15 protein-coding genes are annotated in these 17,005 nt (G+C 72.3%); 4 read left to right on the top strand and 11 right to left on the bottom strand.

Going from position 1 to position 17,005, the window contains the following annotated elements:
- Positions 1-52: 52 nt before the first annotated feature.
- The 3 genes from ABTZ91_RS19585 to ABTZ91_RS19595 form a co-directional block, all read right to left on the bottom strand.
- Positions 53-1,939 carry an ATP-binding SpoIIE family protein phosphatase gene (locus ABTZ91_RS19585; protein WP_352078435.1) on the bottom strand — a complete coding sequence of 629 codons (1,887 nt, stop codon included), beginning with the start codon at positions 1,937-1,939 and terminating at the stop codon, positions 53-55.
- 291 nt (positions 1,940-2,230) lie between these two features.
- Complete coding sequence (locus ABTZ91_RS19590; RefSeq protein ID WP_352078436.1) at positions 2,231-2,896, bottom strand: DUF402 domain-containing protein; 666 nt, start codon at positions 2,894-2,896, stop codon at positions 2,231-2,233.
- Positions 2,897-2,940: 44 nt separating this feature from the next.
- Complete coding sequence (locus ABTZ91_RS19595) at positions 2,941-4,353, bottom strand: class II fumarate hydratase (RefSeq protein ID WP_352078437.1); 1,413 nt, start codon at positions 4,351-4,353, stop codon at positions 2,941-2,943.
- A gap of 107 nt (positions 4,354-4,460) precedes the next feature.
- On the opposite strand from ABTZ91_RS19595, the gene ABTZ91_RS19600 reads away from it, so the two are divergent.
- The gene (locus ABTZ91_RS19600) at positions 4,461-5,993 is read left to right on the top strand and encodes a ricin-type beta-trefoil lectin domain protein (RefSeq protein ID WP_352078438.1); all 1,533 of its coding nucleotides are present in this window, start codon (positions 4,461-4,463) and stop codon (positions 5,991-5,993) included.
- A gap of 140 nt (positions 5,994-6,133) precedes the next feature.
- On the opposite strand, the gene ABTZ91_RS19605 is transcribed toward ABTZ91_RS19600, so the two are convergent.
- From ABTZ91_RS19605 to ABTZ91_RS19615, 3 genes are all read right to left on the bottom strand, one after another.
- Entirely contained in the window at positions 6,134-6,793 is a 660-nt protein-coding gene (locus tag ABTZ91_RS19605) for a lipoprotein (RefSeq protein ID WP_352078439.1), read from the bottom strand.
- Between the two features lie 61 nt (positions 6,794-6,854).
- On the bottom strand, positions 6,855-7,490 hold the full coding sequence (locus tag ABTZ91_RS19610; protein WP_352078440.1) for an HAD family acid phosphatase: 636 nt from the start codon (positions 7,488-7,490) through the stop codon (positions 6,855-6,857).
- A gap of 167 nt (positions 7,491-7,657) precedes the next feature.
- Positions 7,658-9,325: a fumarate hydratase gene (locus ABTZ91_RS19615; protein ID WP_352078441.1), complete on the bottom strand. Its 1,668-nt coding sequence runs from the start codon at positions 9,323-9,325 to the stop codon at positions 7,658-7,660.
- Positions 9,326-9,667: 342 nt separating this feature from the next.
- Here ABTZ91_RS19615 and ABTZ91_RS19620 point away from each other — a divergent pair, with 342 nt between their 5' ends.
- Both ABTZ91_RS19620 and ABTZ91_RS19625 read left to right on the top strand, forming a co-directional pair.
- Positions 9,668-10,420, top strand: coding sequence for a DUF1707 domain-containing protein (locus tag ABTZ91_RS19620; protein WP_407077991.1), 753 nt, complete (start codon positions 9,668-9,670; stop codon positions 10,418-10,420).
- A 153-nt stretch (positions 10,421-10,573) separates the two neighbouring features.
- A complete protein-coding gene (locus ABTZ91_RS19625; protein ID WP_352078442.1) occupies positions 10,574-10,957 on the top strand; it encodes a WhiB family transcriptional regulator in 384 nt (127 codons plus the stop codon).
- A gap of 137 nt (positions 10,958-11,094) precedes the next feature.
- On the opposite strand, the gene glpX is transcribed toward ABTZ91_RS19625, so the two are convergent.
- The gene (gene glpX / locus ABTZ91_RS19630; protein WP_352078443.1) at positions 11,095-12,126 is read right to left on the bottom strand and encodes a class II fructose-bisphosphatase; all 1,032 of its coding nucleotides are present in this window, start codon (positions 12,124-12,126) and stop codon (positions 11,095-11,097) included.
- Between the two features lie 134 nt (positions 12,127-12,260).
- On the opposite strand from glpX, the gene ABTZ91_RS19635 reads away from it, so the two are divergent.
- Complete coding sequence (locus ABTZ91_RS19635; RefSeq protein WP_352078558.1) at positions 12,261-12,785, top strand: DUF4245 domain-containing protein; 525 nt, start codon at positions 12,261-12,263, stop codon at positions 12,783-12,785.
- A gap of 117 nt (positions 12,786-12,902) precedes the next feature.
- On the opposite strand, the gene ABTZ91_RS19640 is transcribed toward ABTZ91_RS19635, so the two are convergent.
- From ABTZ91_RS19640 to ABTZ91_RS19655, 4 genes are all read right to left on the bottom strand, one after another.
- Positions 12,903-13,493 carry a malonic semialdehyde reductase gene (locus ABTZ91_RS19640; protein ID WP_352078444.1) on the bottom strand — a complete coding sequence of 197 codons (591 nt, stop codon included), beginning with the start codon at positions 13,491-13,493 and terminating at the stop codon, positions 12,903-12,905.
- A 370-nt stretch (positions 13,494-13,863) separates the two neighbouring features.
- Positions 13,864-14,100 carry an exodeoxyribonuclease VII small subunit gene (locus ABTZ91_RS19645; protein ID WP_352078445.1) on the bottom strand — a complete coding sequence of 79 codons (237 nt, stop codon included), beginning with the start codon at positions 14,098-14,100 and terminating at the stop codon, positions 13,864-13,866.
- Between the two features lie 57 nt (positions 14,101-14,157).
- Complete coding sequence (xseA, locus tag ABTZ91_RS19650) at positions 14,158-15,387, bottom strand: exodeoxyribonuclease VII large subunit (protein ID WP_352078446.1); 1,230 nt, start codon at positions 15,385-15,387, stop codon at positions 14,158-14,160.
- A gap of 246 nt (positions 15,388-15,633) precedes the next feature.
- A complete protein-coding gene (locus ABTZ91_RS19655; protein ID WP_352078447.1) occupies positions 15,634-16,980 on the bottom strand; it encodes an APC family permease in 1,347 nt (448 codons plus the stop codon).
- Between the last annotated feature and the right edge of the window lie 25 nt (positions 16,981-17,005).

The following is a 17,005-nucleotide window of genomic DNA, read 5'->3' on the forward strand; positions in this document are numbered from 1 at the left end:
CCCGCCCAGGGGCCCGGCCGTCGTCCCGTACGAGGTCACGGCGGCACGCGGCTCAGCGCGTGGCCAGCTCGAACCACACCACCTTGCCGCCCGAGAGCCGGGTCGCGCCCCATCGCCGGGCCAGCCGGTTCACCAGGAACAGACCGCGCCCGCTCTCGTCGGTGTCCCGCGCCCGCCGCTGCCGGGGCAGCTGCGGCGAGTCGTCGCCGACCTCACAGCGCAGCACGTCCGTCCGCAGCAGCCGCAGCGTCACCGGACGCTCCGCGTACCGCACGGCGTTGGTCACGACCTCGCTGATCAGCAGCTCGACGGAGTCCGTCAGCTCCTCCAGGTCCCACCGGGCGAGCGCCCGCCGGGCCAGGCGCCTCGCCCGCCCCGGGGCCGCGTCCTCCGGCTCCAGGAACCAGTACGCCACATCGCTCGGCGCGATCCCGTCGAAACGGGCCGCGAGCAGCGCGATGTCGTCGTCCCGGTCGCCCGGCCCCAGCATGTCGAGCACGTCGTCGCACAGCGCCTCCAGCGGAGGCGAGTGGTCGGGCCCGGTCAGCTGGGCCGTCGCCGCCAGCCGCTCGCGCAGCTGCTCGATGCCGGTCCACACGTCCCGCAGCCGGGACTCCACCAGACCGTCTGTGTACAGCAGCAGCGTGGCCCCGGCCGGCGCGTCCAGCTCCACCGCCTCGAAGTCCACCCCGCCCACGCCGATCGGCGCGCCCGGCGGCACCCGCAGCACCTCGGCCCGGCCGCCCAGGTGCAGCAGTATCGGCGGCGGGTGGCCCGCGTTGGCGATGGTGATCCGGTGCGAGACCGGGTCGTACACCGCGTACATGCACGTCGCCATCCGGTTCTCGCCGAGCCGCTGCGCCTGCTCGTCCAGGTGGTGCAGCACCTCCTGCGGCGGCAGGTCGAGCCCGGCCAGGGTCTGCGCGGTGGTGCGCAGCTGGCCCATGATCGCCGCCGAGGTCATGGAGTGGCCCATGACGTCGCCGACGACCAGGGCGACCCGGCTTCCGGGCAGCGGGATCGCGTCGTACCAGTCGCCGCCGACCCGGGCCGTCTCGGCCGCGGGCAGATAGCGCGAGGCGAGCCGCACACCCGTCGGCTGCGGCAGCGAGTCCGGCAGCATCGTGCGCTGGAGCTCGTCCGCGATGTAGGCCTCGCGCCCGTACAGCACCGCCTTGTCGATGCCGAGGGCGGTGTGCGTGGCCAACTGCGCGGCGACCAGCAGGTCGTTGGGCTCGAACCCGGCCCGCTCCGGCCGGCGCAGGAACACGGCCGCGCCGATCACCCGGCGCCGCCCCCGCAGCGGCGCGAGTATGGCCCGCTGCCCGCCGGGCACCGGGTGGTCCTGGCCGAGCAGCTCCGGCAGCGCGGCCCGCGCGGCGGCGGAGTCGCCGGGCACCGGCCGCACCCCGCGCAGCACCTCGGCGAGCGCGCTGCCCGAGCGGACCTCGCACAGCTCGGCGGCCGGCGTCGGGTCGGGGTCCGGGACGAGGACCAGTTCCTCGCCCTCCAGGTCCGTTAACCGCAGCCGGTCGGTGCGGCGCAGCCGCAGCACGAAGGGCTCGGCGGGGCGCTCGTCGCCCACCGGCAGCGGGTCGCGCAGATACACCAGGATCACGTCGGAGAAGGTCGGCACCGTCGCCCGGCACAGGCCGAGCACGATCTCGTCGAGGTCGAGTCCGCGCGCGATCCGCCGGGTCGCCGCGCCCACGAACCGCAGCCGCTCGCCCTCGCGCCGGGCCGCGGCCTCGGCGCCGGTCTGACCGCCGCCGCTGTTGCCGTTGCCGCCTCCGGGCGCCGGCGCGGGCACGGCGACGGCAGCCGCCGGAGCCGCTGCCCCCGCCGTCGTCGCCGCCGTCTCCTGGCGGGGGCGAGTGCGTTCCTGCGGCCGGGCAGCCATCGCCTTGCGGCCTTCGTGGGAGGTGGGATGCTCCGTCACGCCTGGGATTCCGTCCGTCCGGGCCGGTGGTGCGTTGCACGCGCTCTTCTCGCCGATGCCGCGCCTTCGGCGGCCCTAAACCACCGGCACGAGGTCGATGTGGAGGAGGGCGTCCGCACAGCCGCGCACAGGTCCGGCACTGCTCTCCCCCTCAAGAAGCAATCGTGGATGACTAGCGGGTGACTCGTGGTCAGGTCCTGTGCCGTGCCGGTTCTCTGACGTGCGGTCCGATCGGTCGAGTGCTTGCGGAGGACGATCCTACGTTTGCACCCCGGGGGCGCATCAAGGGTCTCATGGTGCCGTGTGCGCCGGAATGAGATCCCAGTCCGCGGGCAGTTCGGGCACCGGCCAGGCGGGGTCGGGCCGCCAGTCCTCCCAGCCGTCCGAGAACGGCGCCCCCCAGGCCCGGATCAGCTCGACGGCCGCGTCACCGGCCGCCCTGACCCGGGCCGCCTGCCCGGCGTCCATCAGGCCGGCGCGCTGGGCCTGCGCGAACTCGTCCTCGTCCCGCCACAGCCAGCTGCGGTCGGGGTAGACCGAGATGTCGAGGAAGTGGTCCTCGGAGTCGATGCCGCCGGACCAGCGGGTGCGGGGCTCCTCCAGGTTCACGTACCAGCTGCGGAAGCGCCAGCCCCGCTCCCAGAACAGCCACACCGACCACGGGTCCTCGGGCCGGGCCAGCTTGAGCACGCCGGTGCCGAACCAGCGCGACCGGGTGGTGGTGCGCGGCGCCGTGTACCGGGTGGCCAGCGGCTCCTCGTGGACGGGGGTGCCGTCGGCCAGGACCGGTTTGACGCATTCGGTGCCGGGGGCCATCCAGACCGCGAGGAGCTCCGGGGTGTCCTGGACCACGGTCACCGGGCGGCAGATGTGCACGTCGCCGGTGCCGTTGTCGCGGTAGCGCCAGAGGATCTGGTCCCCTGGCGCCCAGTGTCTGGGACGGCCGGATCCTGTCATGCGCAGATCTTAGGGGTGGGTCCCCGGCACCGCTGCGGCGAAGGTCACGGATGAGTCATGCGCAGGACGTCCAGGGCCTCGTCGAGCTGCTCCAGGGTGAGGTCGCCGCGCTCCACGTAGCCCGACTCCAGGACGACCTCCCTGATCGTCTTCCGCTCGGCGAGGGACTTCTTGGCGACCTTGGCGGCCTCCTCGTAGCCGATGTACTTGTTCAGCGGGGTGACGACGGACGGCGAGGACTCGGCGTACTCGCGGGCCCGTTCGGCGTTGGCGGTGATCCCGTCGACCGTGCGGTCGGCGAGGAGGCGGGAGGCGGCCGCGAGCAGCCGGACCGACTCCAGGAGGTTCTTGGCCATCACCGGGAGCATCACGTTGAGCTCGAAGTTCCCGGCGGCGCCCGCGACCGCGACGGTGGTGTCGTTTCCGGTCACCTGCGCGGCGACCATGAGCACCGCCTCGGGGATGACCGGATTCACCTTGCCCGGCATGATCGACGAGCCGGGCTGGAGGTCCGGCAGATTGATCTCGGCCAGTCCGGTGCGCGGGCCGCTCGCCATCCAGCGCAGATCGTTGGCGATCTTCGTGAGGGATACGGCGATGGTCCTGAGCTGCCCGGACGTCTCCACCAGTCCGTCCCGGGCGCCCTGGGCCTCGAAGTGGTCACGGGCCTCGGTGAACGGCAGCCCGGTGACGCGGGCCACCTCGGCGATCACGGCCGCCGAGAAGCCGGGCGGGGTGTTGATGCCGGTGCCCACGGCGGTCCCGCCGAGCGGCAGTTCGGCGAGCCGCGGCAGGGCGGAGCGCAGCCGCTCGATCCCGTACCGCACCTGGGCCGCGTAGCCGCCGAACTCCTGGCCGAGGGTGACCGGGGTGGCGTCCATCAGATGCGTACGGCCCGACTTCACCACGCTCGCGAATTCGGCTGATTTCCGCTCCAGGGACGCGGCCAGATGATCGAGCGCCGGGATCAGGTCGTGGGTGACGGCGGCGGTGGCGGCGATGTGGATGGAGGAGGGGAAGACGTCGTTGGACGACTGGGAGGCGTTCACGTGGTCGTTGGGGTGCACCTCCCGGCCCTTCGGCAGGCGCTCCCCGGCGAGCGTGGCGATCACCTCGTTGGCGTTCATGTTGGACGAGGTGCCCGAGCCGGTCTGGAAGACGTCCACCGGGAAGTGCGCGTCCCAACGCCCCTCCGCGACCTCCTCGGCGGCCGAGACGATCGCCTCCGCCCGGTCCGCGTCGATCACGCCGAGCTCGGCGTTCACCTTGGCGGCGGCGGCCTTGATGCGGGCCAGTGCCTCGATGTGGGCGCGCTCCAGGCGCTGTCCGCTGACGGGGAAGTTCTCCACCGCGCGCTGGGTCTGGGCGCGCCACTTGGCGTGGGCGGGCACCCGTACCTCGCCCATGGAGTCGTGTTCGACGCGGTAGCCGTCCGAGCCGGCCTCTTCGTTGCTCATGGTTCGTCAACCTCCTCTAAAAGTTGAGCACTTGTCTTGTTCGACGTATTCCCAAGTCGTTTACCGGCCAGTAAAAACCGTGGGTAACCCCACTTCCAGGAGGCGCAATGACGCGCACCAGGTACAGACTCCGATGGACGATCGCGGCCGGCGCCGCGGCCGCGGCACTCCTCGGAACCATGACGGCCGCCGCACCCGCCGGCGCGGCCGACACGGCGACCACGGCCGGAATCACCTCCGTACCGCTCCCGCCCGAGCTGGAGGCGATCCGGGCGGCCGAGGCCACCAAGATCTACGGCTCCCCGGAGGAACGCCCGCTCGCCCAGCGCAAGACCGGCCTCATCTCGCTCGGCGACAGCGAGATCTCCGGCGAGGGCGTCGGCACCTACGAGCCGCCGACCAACGGCCCCACCAACTGGTGCCACCGCTCGCCCGACGCCGCCATCCACCGCACCCGAATCCCCGCGGACCTCACCTTCAACGTGTCCTGCTCCGGCGCGTACACCGGCAACATCCGCATCGGCGGGTCGAAGCAGTACGCGGACGAGCTCGTCCAGAGCGACAGCCTGGCCATCAAGGCGCGCAACACCCGCATCAAGATGGTGCTGCTCGTCGCCGGAGCCAACGACGACCTCCAGTTCGGTCCCGTCATGACCGACTGCGTCCAGCGCTATCTGCTCCTCCAGGGCCCCTGTGAGCCGAAGTACGCGCCCGGCTGGCAGGCCAGGGTCGACGGCCTCGTCCCCAAGGTCGAGCAGACCGTCCGCGACCTCAAGGCCGTCATGCGCGACGCCGGGTACGCCGACGGCGACTACAAACTCGTCGTCATGGGCTACCCGAGCCCCATCGGCCCCGACTTCCACGACAACCCGGACTTCCCCGGCAAGCTCGCCTGCGGCGGCCTCGGCTACGACTCCGACACCGTCTGGGGCCGCAACACCGCCGTCCCCGCCTTCGAGCGCGGCATGCGCAGGGCGGCCGCCGCCACCGGCGCGGTCTACCTCGACAACTCGCGGCTCTTCCACGGCCACGAGGTCTGCATGGAGGACACCTGGGCCCGCGGCCTCTACATCGACCTCTCCAAGCCGGGCACCCCGGACGAGAACTCCGTACGCCAGTCCTTCCACCCCAACAAGGGCGGCCACGCGGCCTTCGCGTCCTGCCTCACCCAGCTCTACGGCTCCTCGCTGCGCGAGGCGAGCTGCGCGGACGTGAACTCCTCCGGCAGCCCGGTGCTGTTCCCGTTCGCCTGGGACGACGTCTACAAGCCGCTGAAGAACGCCGCCACCGGCAACTGCCTCGACGTCGACGCCTCCGCGTCCGCCAACGGCACCGCCGTCCTCGGCTGGGACTGCCACGGCGGCCGCAACCAGGGCTGGTGGTACGACCCCGCACGCCGGAGCGTCCACACCGAACTCACCCAGGACCGCTGCCTCGACGTGCCGGGCGCCCGCTACCAGGCCGGCGCGGCACTCGTCCTGTGGAACTGCCACGGCGCCGCCCACCAGAAGTTCGTCCGGGACGGCGACACCCTCCGCCCGGCCGCGGCGACCGGCCTGTGCCTGACCCAGGGCGCGGCGAGGCAGCCGATCCGGCTGCAGAGCTGCGACGGCTCGGCGAACCAGCGGTTCGTCGCCTAACCGTCCCGCCCGCGAAGCCCCGTGGCCCCCGTCCGGTGCGGGACGGGGGCCACGGCCGCCTCGGGGCCGCAAGGCCCAGCCGGCGAGGGGACGGCTAGGGGGTACGGCGGGAGGACGGCAAGGAGGCGGCGAGGAGGCGGCTAGGAGACCTTGAGGGACGTCCTCGCCAGCTCGTACGCCGGCAGCATCTCCTTGTGCTCCTCGGAGTCGAGGCCGCCGAGGTGGACGATGACCACGCCCTTCGGGGTGGCGACGGCGAGGGCGCGCTTGTCGCTCGTCTCTTCCATGAGCTCGCTGTAGACCGCGTACGTCACTTCGACGGCGGGCAGCGCGCCCGCCTTCGTCTCCGCGTAGACCGCCTTGCGGGAGCCGTCCTCCGCCTTCACGAAGGCCTCCAGCGCGCCCCGTGCCGAGCCCTTGGGGGCCGTCCACACCCGAAGGAAGCCGATGTTGCCGGACGGCTTGGCGTCCACCTCGCAGACGGCCGTGGCCGGACCCTGCCGGTAGAGCCCCTCGAGGGCGTCGGCGAGATCAGGGTCCTTGGGCACGTCGATCGCTTTCGGCTTCCAGCCCTTGGCGAGCGAGAAGGTGACCGGCAGGACGCAGGCGCTCCCGGCGCCGCCGAGCGACCCGGCCGGGGCGGCGACCTCGGGCGCGGCGGCGGCGCTCTTCGACGGAGCGGCGGGCGGCGGGGCGGCGGGCGCCGCGGGGGCGGCCTGTGTACCGCAGCCGGTCAGCAGCAGCCCGGCCGCCAGCAGGGTGGCGGGGACCGCCGTACGTATCGGTGCTCTCTCTGGCATGCGCTCATCATCCACGACCGGCGGCGGGCCCCCGGCGGCGGCCGCCGGGGGAGCGGGTGGGTCAGGACAGCTTTCCGCCGTAGTCGGGCAGCTTGAACGCGCGCTCGGCGTGGCCGCCGACCAGGTCGGTGGTGTTGTTGCCGATGTTCGCGATGATCGTGTAGCCCTTGCCCTCGATCTCCGCGCGCTTCTGCGTCTTGTACGCGCCGACCTCGGCGAACAGGTCGGGCAGGGAGCGCACGTACAACCCGTCGACCGGGTAGCCGGCCTGCTTCAGGTTCCAGTCGGTGAGGGAGTGGATGATCCCGGGGCGGGCGGTCACGAAGAAGACGGCCACACCGCGGTCATGGGCGTCGCGGACCAGCTCGCGCACCTCGGGGATGGCCGGGGTCGGCAGCTCCCAGAAGGGGTGGAAGTCCGTCTCCAGCGAGCTGTTGTCGATGTCGAGGACGATCGCCTGCTTCTCGCGTCCGGCGTCCTCGGCCCGCTTCTCGATGTACGGCCGCGCCTCGGCGACCACCGCCGCCACGTCACGGCGCCAGGTCCCGTAGTCGATGTCCGCGAGGGCGGCGGTGGAGGTGACGTGGGTGTCCGGATCGGCGGCGGAGGCGGCGGGGGCGGGCCCGACGACGAGGAGGGCCGTCAGTCCGAGCGTGGCGGCGGCGGTGGTGGCCTTGGTGGCCTTGGCGGAGGGCATGGGGGGCTCCCGAGTGGTCGACCGGCTCAGTAGTTGACATGCTCGCGGCCAATACTGGCCGGTAGGCGACCAGAGGGCTACCAGTCGGTAGCCACTTTCTGAGCGGCGACCGACAACGCGACGCCCCCCGGTCCGCGGGGGACCGGGGGGCGTCAGAGATCAGGGGGTCAGGCGAGACCCGGGCCGCGCACCGGGATGTGCGTGAAGGTCGGCTCCGGGGCCGGGTTCTGGAAGAAGTCGTTGCCCTTGTCGTCCACCACGATGAACGCCGGGAAGTCCTCGACCTCGATCTTCCAGACCGCCTCCATGCCGAGCTCCTCGTACTCGACGACCTCGACCTTCTTGATGCAGTCCTGCGCGAGCCGGGCCGCCGGGCCGCCGATCGAGCCCAGGTAGAAGCCGCCGTGCGTGCCGCACGCGTCCGTGACCTGCTTGCTCCGGTTGCCCTTGGCCAGCATGACCTTCGAACCGCCCGCCGCCTGGAACTGCTCCACGTAGGAGTCCATCCGGCCGGCCGTCGTCGGGCCGAAGGAGCCGGAGGCGTACCCCTCGGGGGTCTTCGCCGGGCCCGCGTAGTACACCGGGTGGTCCTTCAGGTACTGCGGCATCTCCTCGCCCGCGTCCAGGCGCTCCTTGATCTTGGCGTGCGCGATGTCACGGGCCACGACCAGCGGGCCGGTCAGCGAGAGCCGGGTCTTCACCGGGTACTTGGTCAGCTCGGCCAGGATGTCGTCCATCGGCTGGTTGAGGTCGATCTTCACGACCTCGCCCGCGTCCAGGTGCGCGTCCTCGGTCTCCGGCAGGAAGCGCGCCGGGTCGGTCTCCAGCTGCTCCAGGAAGACGCCCTCGGCGGTGATCTTCGCGACGGCCTGGCGGTCGGCCGAGCAGGAGACGGCGATCGCGACGGGCAGCGAGGCGCCGTGGCGCGGCAGGCGGACCACGCGGACGTCGTGGCAGAAGTACTTGCCGCCGAACTGCGCGCCGATGCCGATCTTCTGCGTGAGCTCGAAGACCTTCTCCTCCAGCTCCTTGTCGCGGAAGCCGTGACCGGTCTCGGCCGAGCCCTCGGTGGGCAGCTCGTCCAGGTAGTGCGCGGAGGCGTACTTGGCGGTCTTCAGCGCGAACTCGGCGCTGGTGCCGCCGACCACGATGGCCAGGTGGTACGGCGGGCAGGCGGCGGTGCCCAGCGAACGGATCTTCTCCTCCAGGAACTTCATCATGGAGGCCTCGTTCAGGACCGCCTTGGTCTCCTGGTAGAGGAAGGACTTGTTGGCGGAGCCGCCGCCCTTGGCCATGAAGAGGAACTTGTACGCGCCGCCGTCGGTCGCGTACAGCTCGATCTGCGCGGGCAGGTTCGAGCCGGTGTTCTTCTCCTCCCACATGGTCACCGGGGCCATCTGCGAGTAGCGCAGGTTGAGCTTGGTGTACGCGTCGTAGATGCCCTGGGAGAGCGCCTTCTCGTCCTCGCCGCGGGTGAGGACGTTCTGGCCGCGCTTGCCCATGACGATCGCGGTGCCGGTGTCCTGGCACATGGGCAGGACGCCCGCGGCGGCGATGTTCGCGTTCTTCAGGAGGTCGAGCGCGACGAACTTGTCGTTGCTCGACGCCTCCGGGTCGTCGATGATCTTCCGCAGCTGGGCCAGGTGGGCCGGGCGCAGGTAGTGCTGGATGTCGTGGATGGCCTCGGCGGCCAGCTTGCGCAGGGCCTCCGGCTCGACCTTGAGGAACGTACGGCCGTCGGCCTCGAAGGTGGAGACGCCTTCGGAGGTCACCAGGCGGTAGGGCGTGGTGTCCTCTCCCAGGGGGAGCAGATCGGAGTACGCAAACTCTGGCATGACGGCGGCAATCCTCACTCGGCAGACAGCAGCGCGCCGCCTCCGTTGGCGGGCGCGCCCTCCAGCGTAAGACGCGGGTGCGGCCCGGATCCTGTGAGGTAAGGCTCACTAGCGGCCGCGACCACGCCGGAACGGCGTGTTCTGCCGCCCGCGGGCGAGCGGTGGCGGGTTGTCCACGGTGCGCGCAAGGGAGCGGGTTCGCGGGGGTCGTGCACAGGACACGGGCGCAAGCGGGTTTGCGGGTTGCCCACAGCCCACGCCCGGGAGCGGGTTTGCGGGTTGTCCACAGGACACGGCTTGCGCCCCTGGTCGCGATCTATCGCGTTTCGCTAGGCTGAGTTCGTGGACCTCGAAAAGCAGCCCCAGCAGCCGGTCGCTCCGGACGGGCCCGCCCCCGCCTCGGCGCCCGCGCCCGCCCCCGCCCCGGCGCCCGCGCCCGCTACCGGGCCCGCGCCTGCCGATCCGCAGGGCTCGCTGCGGGCCTCGGACGCCGACCGGGACCGGATCGCGGACATCCTCAGGGAGGCCCTCGCCGAGGGGCGGATCGATCCCGAGGAGCACGCGGAGCGGATCGACGCCGTCTACCGCGCCAAGACCGTCGGCGAGCTGGAGCCGATCGTGCGGGACCTGCCCGCCCCCGGGACCCGGACGACCCCCGCGCCGGCCCCGCTCTACGGCCCCGAGGACACCGACGGCCCCGCGGACACGATGGTCGCCGTCTTCTCCGCCTCCACCCGGAAGGGACGCTGGCGGGTGGGCCGCAGGACCAACGCCTTCTCGTTCTTCGGCAGCATCGAGATCGACCTGACCGAGGCGATCTTCGCCCAGCGGCTCACCACCATCAACGCCACCTCGATCTTCGGCCACGTCGAGGTGCGCGTCCCGGAGAACATCACGCTGCGCGGCACCGGCACCGGCATCTTCGGCAACTTCGAGGTGGTGACCCTGGAGGGTGCCGACCCGCAGGCCCCGGTCGTGGTCGTCAACGGCTACGCGGTCTTCGGGAACGTGGAGGCCAGACCCCGGCGCGGCGCGTGGGTCACCGACCTGCAGAACCGGGTTCAGGACAAATTCCGTCGACATCTCGGCCACTGACGGCCACTGAACGGCGTCTCAGCTGCGGGCGGTGACCGGATTTCGCCGTCCGGTGTCCGGGCTGCGGAGCCACGCAGTGCATAGGCGCGCGCACAACGGGTAGGGCTTGGGGCATCGTCGCTCGCCCGCGGAAGCCGTCGTCAGGAGTAGACCGTGCTGCACACGCCGCATCAGCCCCTCCGGGTCGCCGCCGCCGTGCCGCCCCAGCGTATCCCCGCTCGGGAGGACGAGGCCGGTCCCTGGCACACGGAGGCGGTGTGCCGGAGGGACGAGGCCGGACTCTTCTTCGCCCCCTCCAAGGAGCCCACCGCCGCCCGGCTCTCCCGCGAGGAAGCCGCCAAGCGGGTCTGCGCCCGCTGCCCCGTGATGGTCGAGTGCCGGGAGCACGCGCTGCTCCAGCCCGAGCCGTACGGGGTGTGGGGCGGGCTCACCGCCGCCGAGCGCCGTGTCGTGCTGGCCCGGCGCCGCCGCCGGGACGTCGAGCTGCGCAAGGCCGCGGCGGCCGAGCGCGCCGAGCGGATCGCCAAGGCGGGCTGACGGCCGGCCGACGGCAGGCTGACGGGTCCCGCCACCCGTACGGGAAGGGGCGCCCCCACCGCACATGGGGGCGCCCCTCTTCGTACCGTCTTCGCCGCGTCGCGGTCCGGGCGCGGTGGCCCGGCCGCGGGGGCGGGTTACTTCGCCCGGTCGAAGTCGATCTTGCTGTAGGCGCGCAGCTTCGCGAGCCGGTGGGTCGAGTCGATCTGGCGGATCGTGCCGGACTTCGAGCGCATGACCAGCGACTGGGTGGTGGCGGTCTCGGAGCGGTAGCGCACGCCGCGCAGCAGCTCGCCGTCGGTGATGCCGGTGGCGACGAAGAAGACGTTGTCGCCGGAGACCAGGTCGTGGGTGGTGAGCACCCGGTCCAGGTCGTGACCGGCGTCGAGGGCCTTCTGCCGCTCGGCGTCGTCCTTGGGCCACAGCTTGCCCTGGATCACACCGCCCAGGCACTTTATGGCGCAGGCCGAGATGATGCCCTCGGGCGTGCCGCCGATGCCCATCAGCAGGTCGACGCCGGTGCCCTCGCGGGCGGCCATGATGGAGCCGGCCACGTCGCCGTCGGAGATGAACTTGATCCGGGCGCCGGTCTCGCGGATCTCCTTGACGATGCCCTCGTGACGCGGCCGGTCCAGGATGACCACGGTGACGTCCTCGGCCGTCATGCCCTTGGCCTTGGCGACCCGGCGGATGTTGACCGAGACGGGCGCGTTGATGTCGACGAAGTCGGCGGCCTCGGGGCCGGTGACGAGCTTGTCCATGTAGAAGACCGCGGACGGGTCGAACATCGCGCCACGGTCGGCGGCGGCCATGACGGCGATCGCGTTCGGCATGCCCTTGGCGTTGAGCGTGGTGCCGTCGATCGGGTCGACGGCGATGTCGACCTCGGCGCCGGTGCCGTCACCGACCCGCTCGCCGTTGAACAGCATGGGCGCCTCGTCCTTCTCGCCCTCCCCGATGACGACGACGCCGTTCATCGAGACGGTGGAGATCAGGGTCCGCATGGCGTTCACCGCAGCGCCGTCCGCGCCGATCTTGTCCCCGCGGCCGACCCACCGGCCGGCGGCCATGGCGGCGGCCTCGGTGACGCGGACCAGTTCGAGGGCGAGGTTGCGGTCGGGGGCCTCGGGGGAGACCTCCAGCTCGGGCGGCAAGTGGTGCTCGGTCATCGGAGCGCACCTTTCTGTACGGCGACGGCCGGGATGAAGAGGGTGATGCGACTCTATCGTCAGGCCGACATATTGAGCAGAGGGCCCCACGTATGAGCACACCACCATGATGCGACCATGGGTGCGTGGCAGGTATGCGAGGCAGACAGACGGTACGCGGGATGTTCCAGTCCCTCGCGGTGATCATGGTCGCCGCGGGCGTGATGTATCTCTTCATCCCGCACGACGAGAAGGCGAACCCGGTCCGGACGAAGGACTACCGGGTGGAGCTCCTGACGGCCCAGCGGGCGGCGCCGTATCCGGTGCTGGCCCCGGAGGGCCTCGGCGAGGACTGGCGGGCGACGGTCGTCTCGTACAAGCGCGAGGACCACAACGCCTGGCGGCTGGGCTTCCTGGACCCCGACACCCAGTACGTGGCGGTCAACCAGTCGACCGAGGACCCGAAGAAGTACGTCCCCGAGGTCACCCTGCAGGCGAAGGACTCGGGGAAGACCCAGACGGTCGCCGGGCAGGTCTGGCAGCGCTGGGAGGGGCCGAAGTACGACGCCCTGGTGCGCTCCGAGGGCGGTGTGACGACCGTGGTGACCGGCACGGCCTCGTTCGAGCGGCTCGCTCAGATGGCGGGCTCGCTCCAGGCGCAGAAGGCGCAGAAGGCGTAGGGCGGGCGACGTACGGCGGGCGGAGCGGCGCCTGCCGCACGTACGGCGAAGGGCCCCGGTGCGGTGTGCACCGGGGCCCTTCCCGTACGGCGTGGCCGCACGGCTTTCCCGTACGTGTCAGACGGTGGTGATGACCTCGTCGAAGGCGAGGCGCGGGGAGCGCGGGAACCAGGCGTCCTCGCCCGGCTTGCCGATGTTGACCACCATCAGCGGGGTGTGGTCGTCGTCCAGGAACTCCTTCTGGACGCCCGCGAAGTCGAGTCCCGTCATCGGGCCGGCGGCCAGACCGGCGGCGCGGACGCCGACGATGAAGTAGGCGGCCTGGAGCGCGGCGTTCAGCAGCGCGGACTGCTCACGGACCGGGCGCTCGGCGAAGAACATGTCCTTGGCCTGCGGGAAGTGGGGGAGCAGGGCCGGGAGCTCCTCGTGGAACTCGTTGTCCGCGGAGAGGATCGCGACCAGCGGGGCGGCCTTGGTCTTGGCCTGGTTGCCCTCGGCCATGTGCGCGACCAGGCGCTCGCGGGCCTCGGGGGAGCGGACCAGTGTGATGCGCAGCGGGCTCTGGTTGAAGGCGGTCGGGCCGTACTTGACCAGGTCGTAGATCGCCTGGACCTGCTCGTCGGTCACCGGCTCGTCGGTGAACGTGTTGGCCGTGCGGGCCTCGCGGAAGAGGAGGTCCTGGGCGGCGGGGTCAAGGGCGAGGGACATGCTGCGTACCTTCCGGACTGCGGGGTCGCCCGTCGGGGGGATCGAGCGATGTCACGACAGTACGCCCGGAGTAGGTGAACTTTCAACTAAACGAAGTGGATAGTGATCCGGTTCACAGGGTTGGGGCCGCCGGACCGTGATGACCTGCGCGTATGGCCGCTGTCGCGACGCCCGTGAGCCGGTGAGCCGGTGAGCCTGTGCGCCTGTCGCGGGCTGTGGCGCTGCCACGCCTGCCGCGCCTGAGTGACGTGCCTGCCGCGGGCTGTGGCACCTGCCGCGGGCTGGGCACTGCCGCACCCGCCGCACCCGCCGCGCCTGTCGCGCCTGTCGCGGGCTGTCGCGCCTGCCGCTGGCCGTCGCGGCTCCGCGGCTACTCGGCCTCGGCGGTCTCCTCCGCCGCCCGCTCGGCGGCCAGCGACGCGTCGAGCCGCGCCCGCGCGCCCTCCAGCCATCGCCGGCACACCTTCGCCAGCTCCTCGCCCCGCTCCCAGAGCGCCAGCGACTCCTCCAGGGTCGTCCCGCCCGCCTCCAGGCGCCGGACGACCTCGATGAGCTCGTCGCGCGCCTGCTCGTAACCGAGAGCGGTCTCTTCCGTGCCGGCTGCCATGCCGTCCTCCATGTTGGTTCGTCGTCTTCCGTACGGGCGGGGGCGGGGAGAGGGAGGTCAGGCGGCGCCGGGGTCGGGCTCGGCCACCCGGCGCACGGTGAACTCGCCCGCGGCGACCCGGGCCCGCAGCCGCTCGTCCACCGCGACCTCCTCCGGGTCCCGCACCACCGAGCCGTCCGCCCGCTGCAGCACCGCGTACCCCCGCTCCATCGTCGCCGCCGGCGACAGCGCCCGGACCCGCGCCCGGGTGTGCGACAGCTCGGAGTCGGCCCGGTCCAGGAGGTGGCCGAGGGTCCGCCGGCTCCGGGCCAGCAGCGCGTCCAGCTCGTCCTCCCTTACCTCCACCATCCGCTGGGGGTGCTCCATCACCGGCCGGGCCAGTGCGTGCGCGAGGCCCCGCTCCTCCCGTTCGAGGAGCCCGCGCACACACCGCAGCGCCCGGTCCCGCAGGCCCCGCACGCGCTCCAGCTCCTCGCCCACGTCCGGGACCACCTTCTTCGCCGCGTCCGTCGGCGTGGAGGCCCGCAGGTCCGCGACCAGGTCGAGCAGCGGCGAGTCCGGCTCGTGGCCGATCGCCGACACCACCGGCGTACGGCAGTCGGCGACCGCGCGGACCAGCTGCTCGTCCGAGAACGGCAGCAGGTCCTCGACGCTGCCGCCGCCCCGTGCCACGATGATCACGTCCACGTCGTCGTGGGCGTCCAGTTCCTTCACCGCCTGGATGACCTGCGGCACGGCCTTCACACCCTGCACCGCCACGTTCCGCACCTCGAACCGGACGGCCGGCCAGCGCCGCCGCGCGTTCTCCAGGACGTCACGCTCGGCGGCCGAGGCCCGGCCGACGACCAGACCGACCAGCTGCGGCAGGAACGGCAGCGGCTTCTTGCGGTCCAGCGCGAACAGACCCTCCGCGCCCAGGCTCCGCTTCAGCTGCTCCAGCCGGGCCAGCAGCTCCCCGATCCCGACCGGCCTGATCTCCGCCGCCCGCAACGACAGCTGCCCGCGCGGCGCGTACCACTCCGGCTTGGCGTGCACGACCACCCGCGCGCCCTCCGAGACGACGTCGGCGACGGCGTCGAAGACCTGGCGGTAGCAGGTGACGTTGATCGAGATGTCGTACGACGGATCCCGCAGCGTCAGGAACACGACCCCGGCCCCCGGCCGCCGCGACAACTGCGTGATCTGCCCCTCGACCCAGACGGCCCCCAACCGGTCGATCCACCCCCCGATGAGCCGCGAGACCTCGCCGACGGGCAACGGCGCTTCCGCAGACGTGTTCAGACCCATGCGCCGAGCGTAACGGGCGGCTCGGACAGAGGGGGGCGCGCGGTGCGGGGCCGGAGGGGTGCTGCGCGGTGCGAGGCCAGAGGCGGGTGCGCGGAGGGGGCGCGTGCGGGGCGCGTGCCGAGGGCGTACGCCTGCCCACCCGCCTGACCCGGCCCGCACGCGCGCGGTGCGGAGCGGCCCGCCGTCGGCGCCGACGCGCGGACACCGCCGCTCGTCCCCGGCCTCGTCCGGGCCCCCCGGACCGGACTACCCCACCGGCCGCCGAACCCCCTGCACCGCGAGGACGATCAGACCGACGCCCAGCCAGACCACGCCCACCACCTGGGCCGAGGGGGCCGCCTCGATGATCACCGCGACCAGGATCGCCGCTCCGACGGCGGGGGCCACCAGGTGGGGCAGCCAGCGGGGCGGGCCCGCCATGCGGCGGACGGCGAACCAGCCCACCACGCTCGCGTGCAGCAGGACGAACGCCGTCAGGGCGCCGATGTCGACGACCGACACCAGGTGGTCGAGCCCGTCGTCACGGCGGGCCGCCCACACGGCGGCGATCATCGTCACCGTCGCCGACACCAGGAGCGCCACCCTCGGCACGCCCGAGTCCGTACGGGCCAGGACGTGCGGGAGACGGCGTTCGCGGCCCATCGCGAAGAGCAGGCGCCCGCCCGCCGCCTGGCCGGCCAGCGCCGCGAAGGCCGCGCCGATCGCCTTCGAGACCGCGACCAGATCGTGCAGCCAGTCGCCCACCGCCGAATCCACCGCGTCGTAGAACGCCGAGCCCTGCGCCGACGGATTCGCCGCCAGCTCCGCGGACGACATCGGCTCGAGCAGCGCCACCAGCCAGGTCTGCGCCACGAACAGCACCCCCGCGAGCGCCAGGCAGAACAGCACCGCCCGCGCCACCTTTGCGGAGCCCCCCGTCACCTCCTCCGCGAAGGACGCGATCGCGTCGAACCCCAGGTACGACAGGACCGCCACCGACACCGCCCCGACGACCGCCGCGGCCGAGAACCCCGCGTCCCCCGTCAGCGGCGACCACCAGTCGCGCCGCGTCCCGTCCCGTACGAGCACCACGAGCGCGGACACGACGAAGACCAGCAGCACCACGATCTCCATCGCCAGCACCGCGAAGCCGACCCGTGCCGCCGCCCGCACGCCCCACAGGTTGAGCAGGGTCGTCAGGACGACCGCGAGGCCCGTCCACACCCACCGGTCCACCCCGGGGACCAGCGCCTCCATGGCGATGCCGGCGAAGAGGTACGCGACCGCCGGGATGAGGAGGTAGTCGAGCATCGCCATCCAGCCGGCCACGAAGCCCGGCCCCTCGCCCAGCGCCGTCCGCGCGTACGTGAAGACGGACCCGGCCTTCGGCGCGACCCGCACCATCTGCGCGTAACTGAAGGCGGTGAACGCCATGGCGACGGTCGCCACCACGTACACGAGCGCGACGGCCCCGTGCGACTTGGCGTCGAGGGTGCCGAAGACGCCGACCGGTGCCATCGGGGCGATGAAGAGGAGTCCGTACACGACAAGATCGCGGAATCCAAGATTCCGGCGAAGGCTCTCGTGCTCCCCGACCTGGGCTTCCTGTGCCATGGCGCCAGTTTCGGCCACGTCGGGG

Source organism: Streptomyces sp. NPDC126499 (assembly GCF_040302485.1).
Classification (GTDB): Bacteria; Actinomycetota; Actinomycetes; order Streptomycetales; family Streptomycetaceae; genus Streptomyces.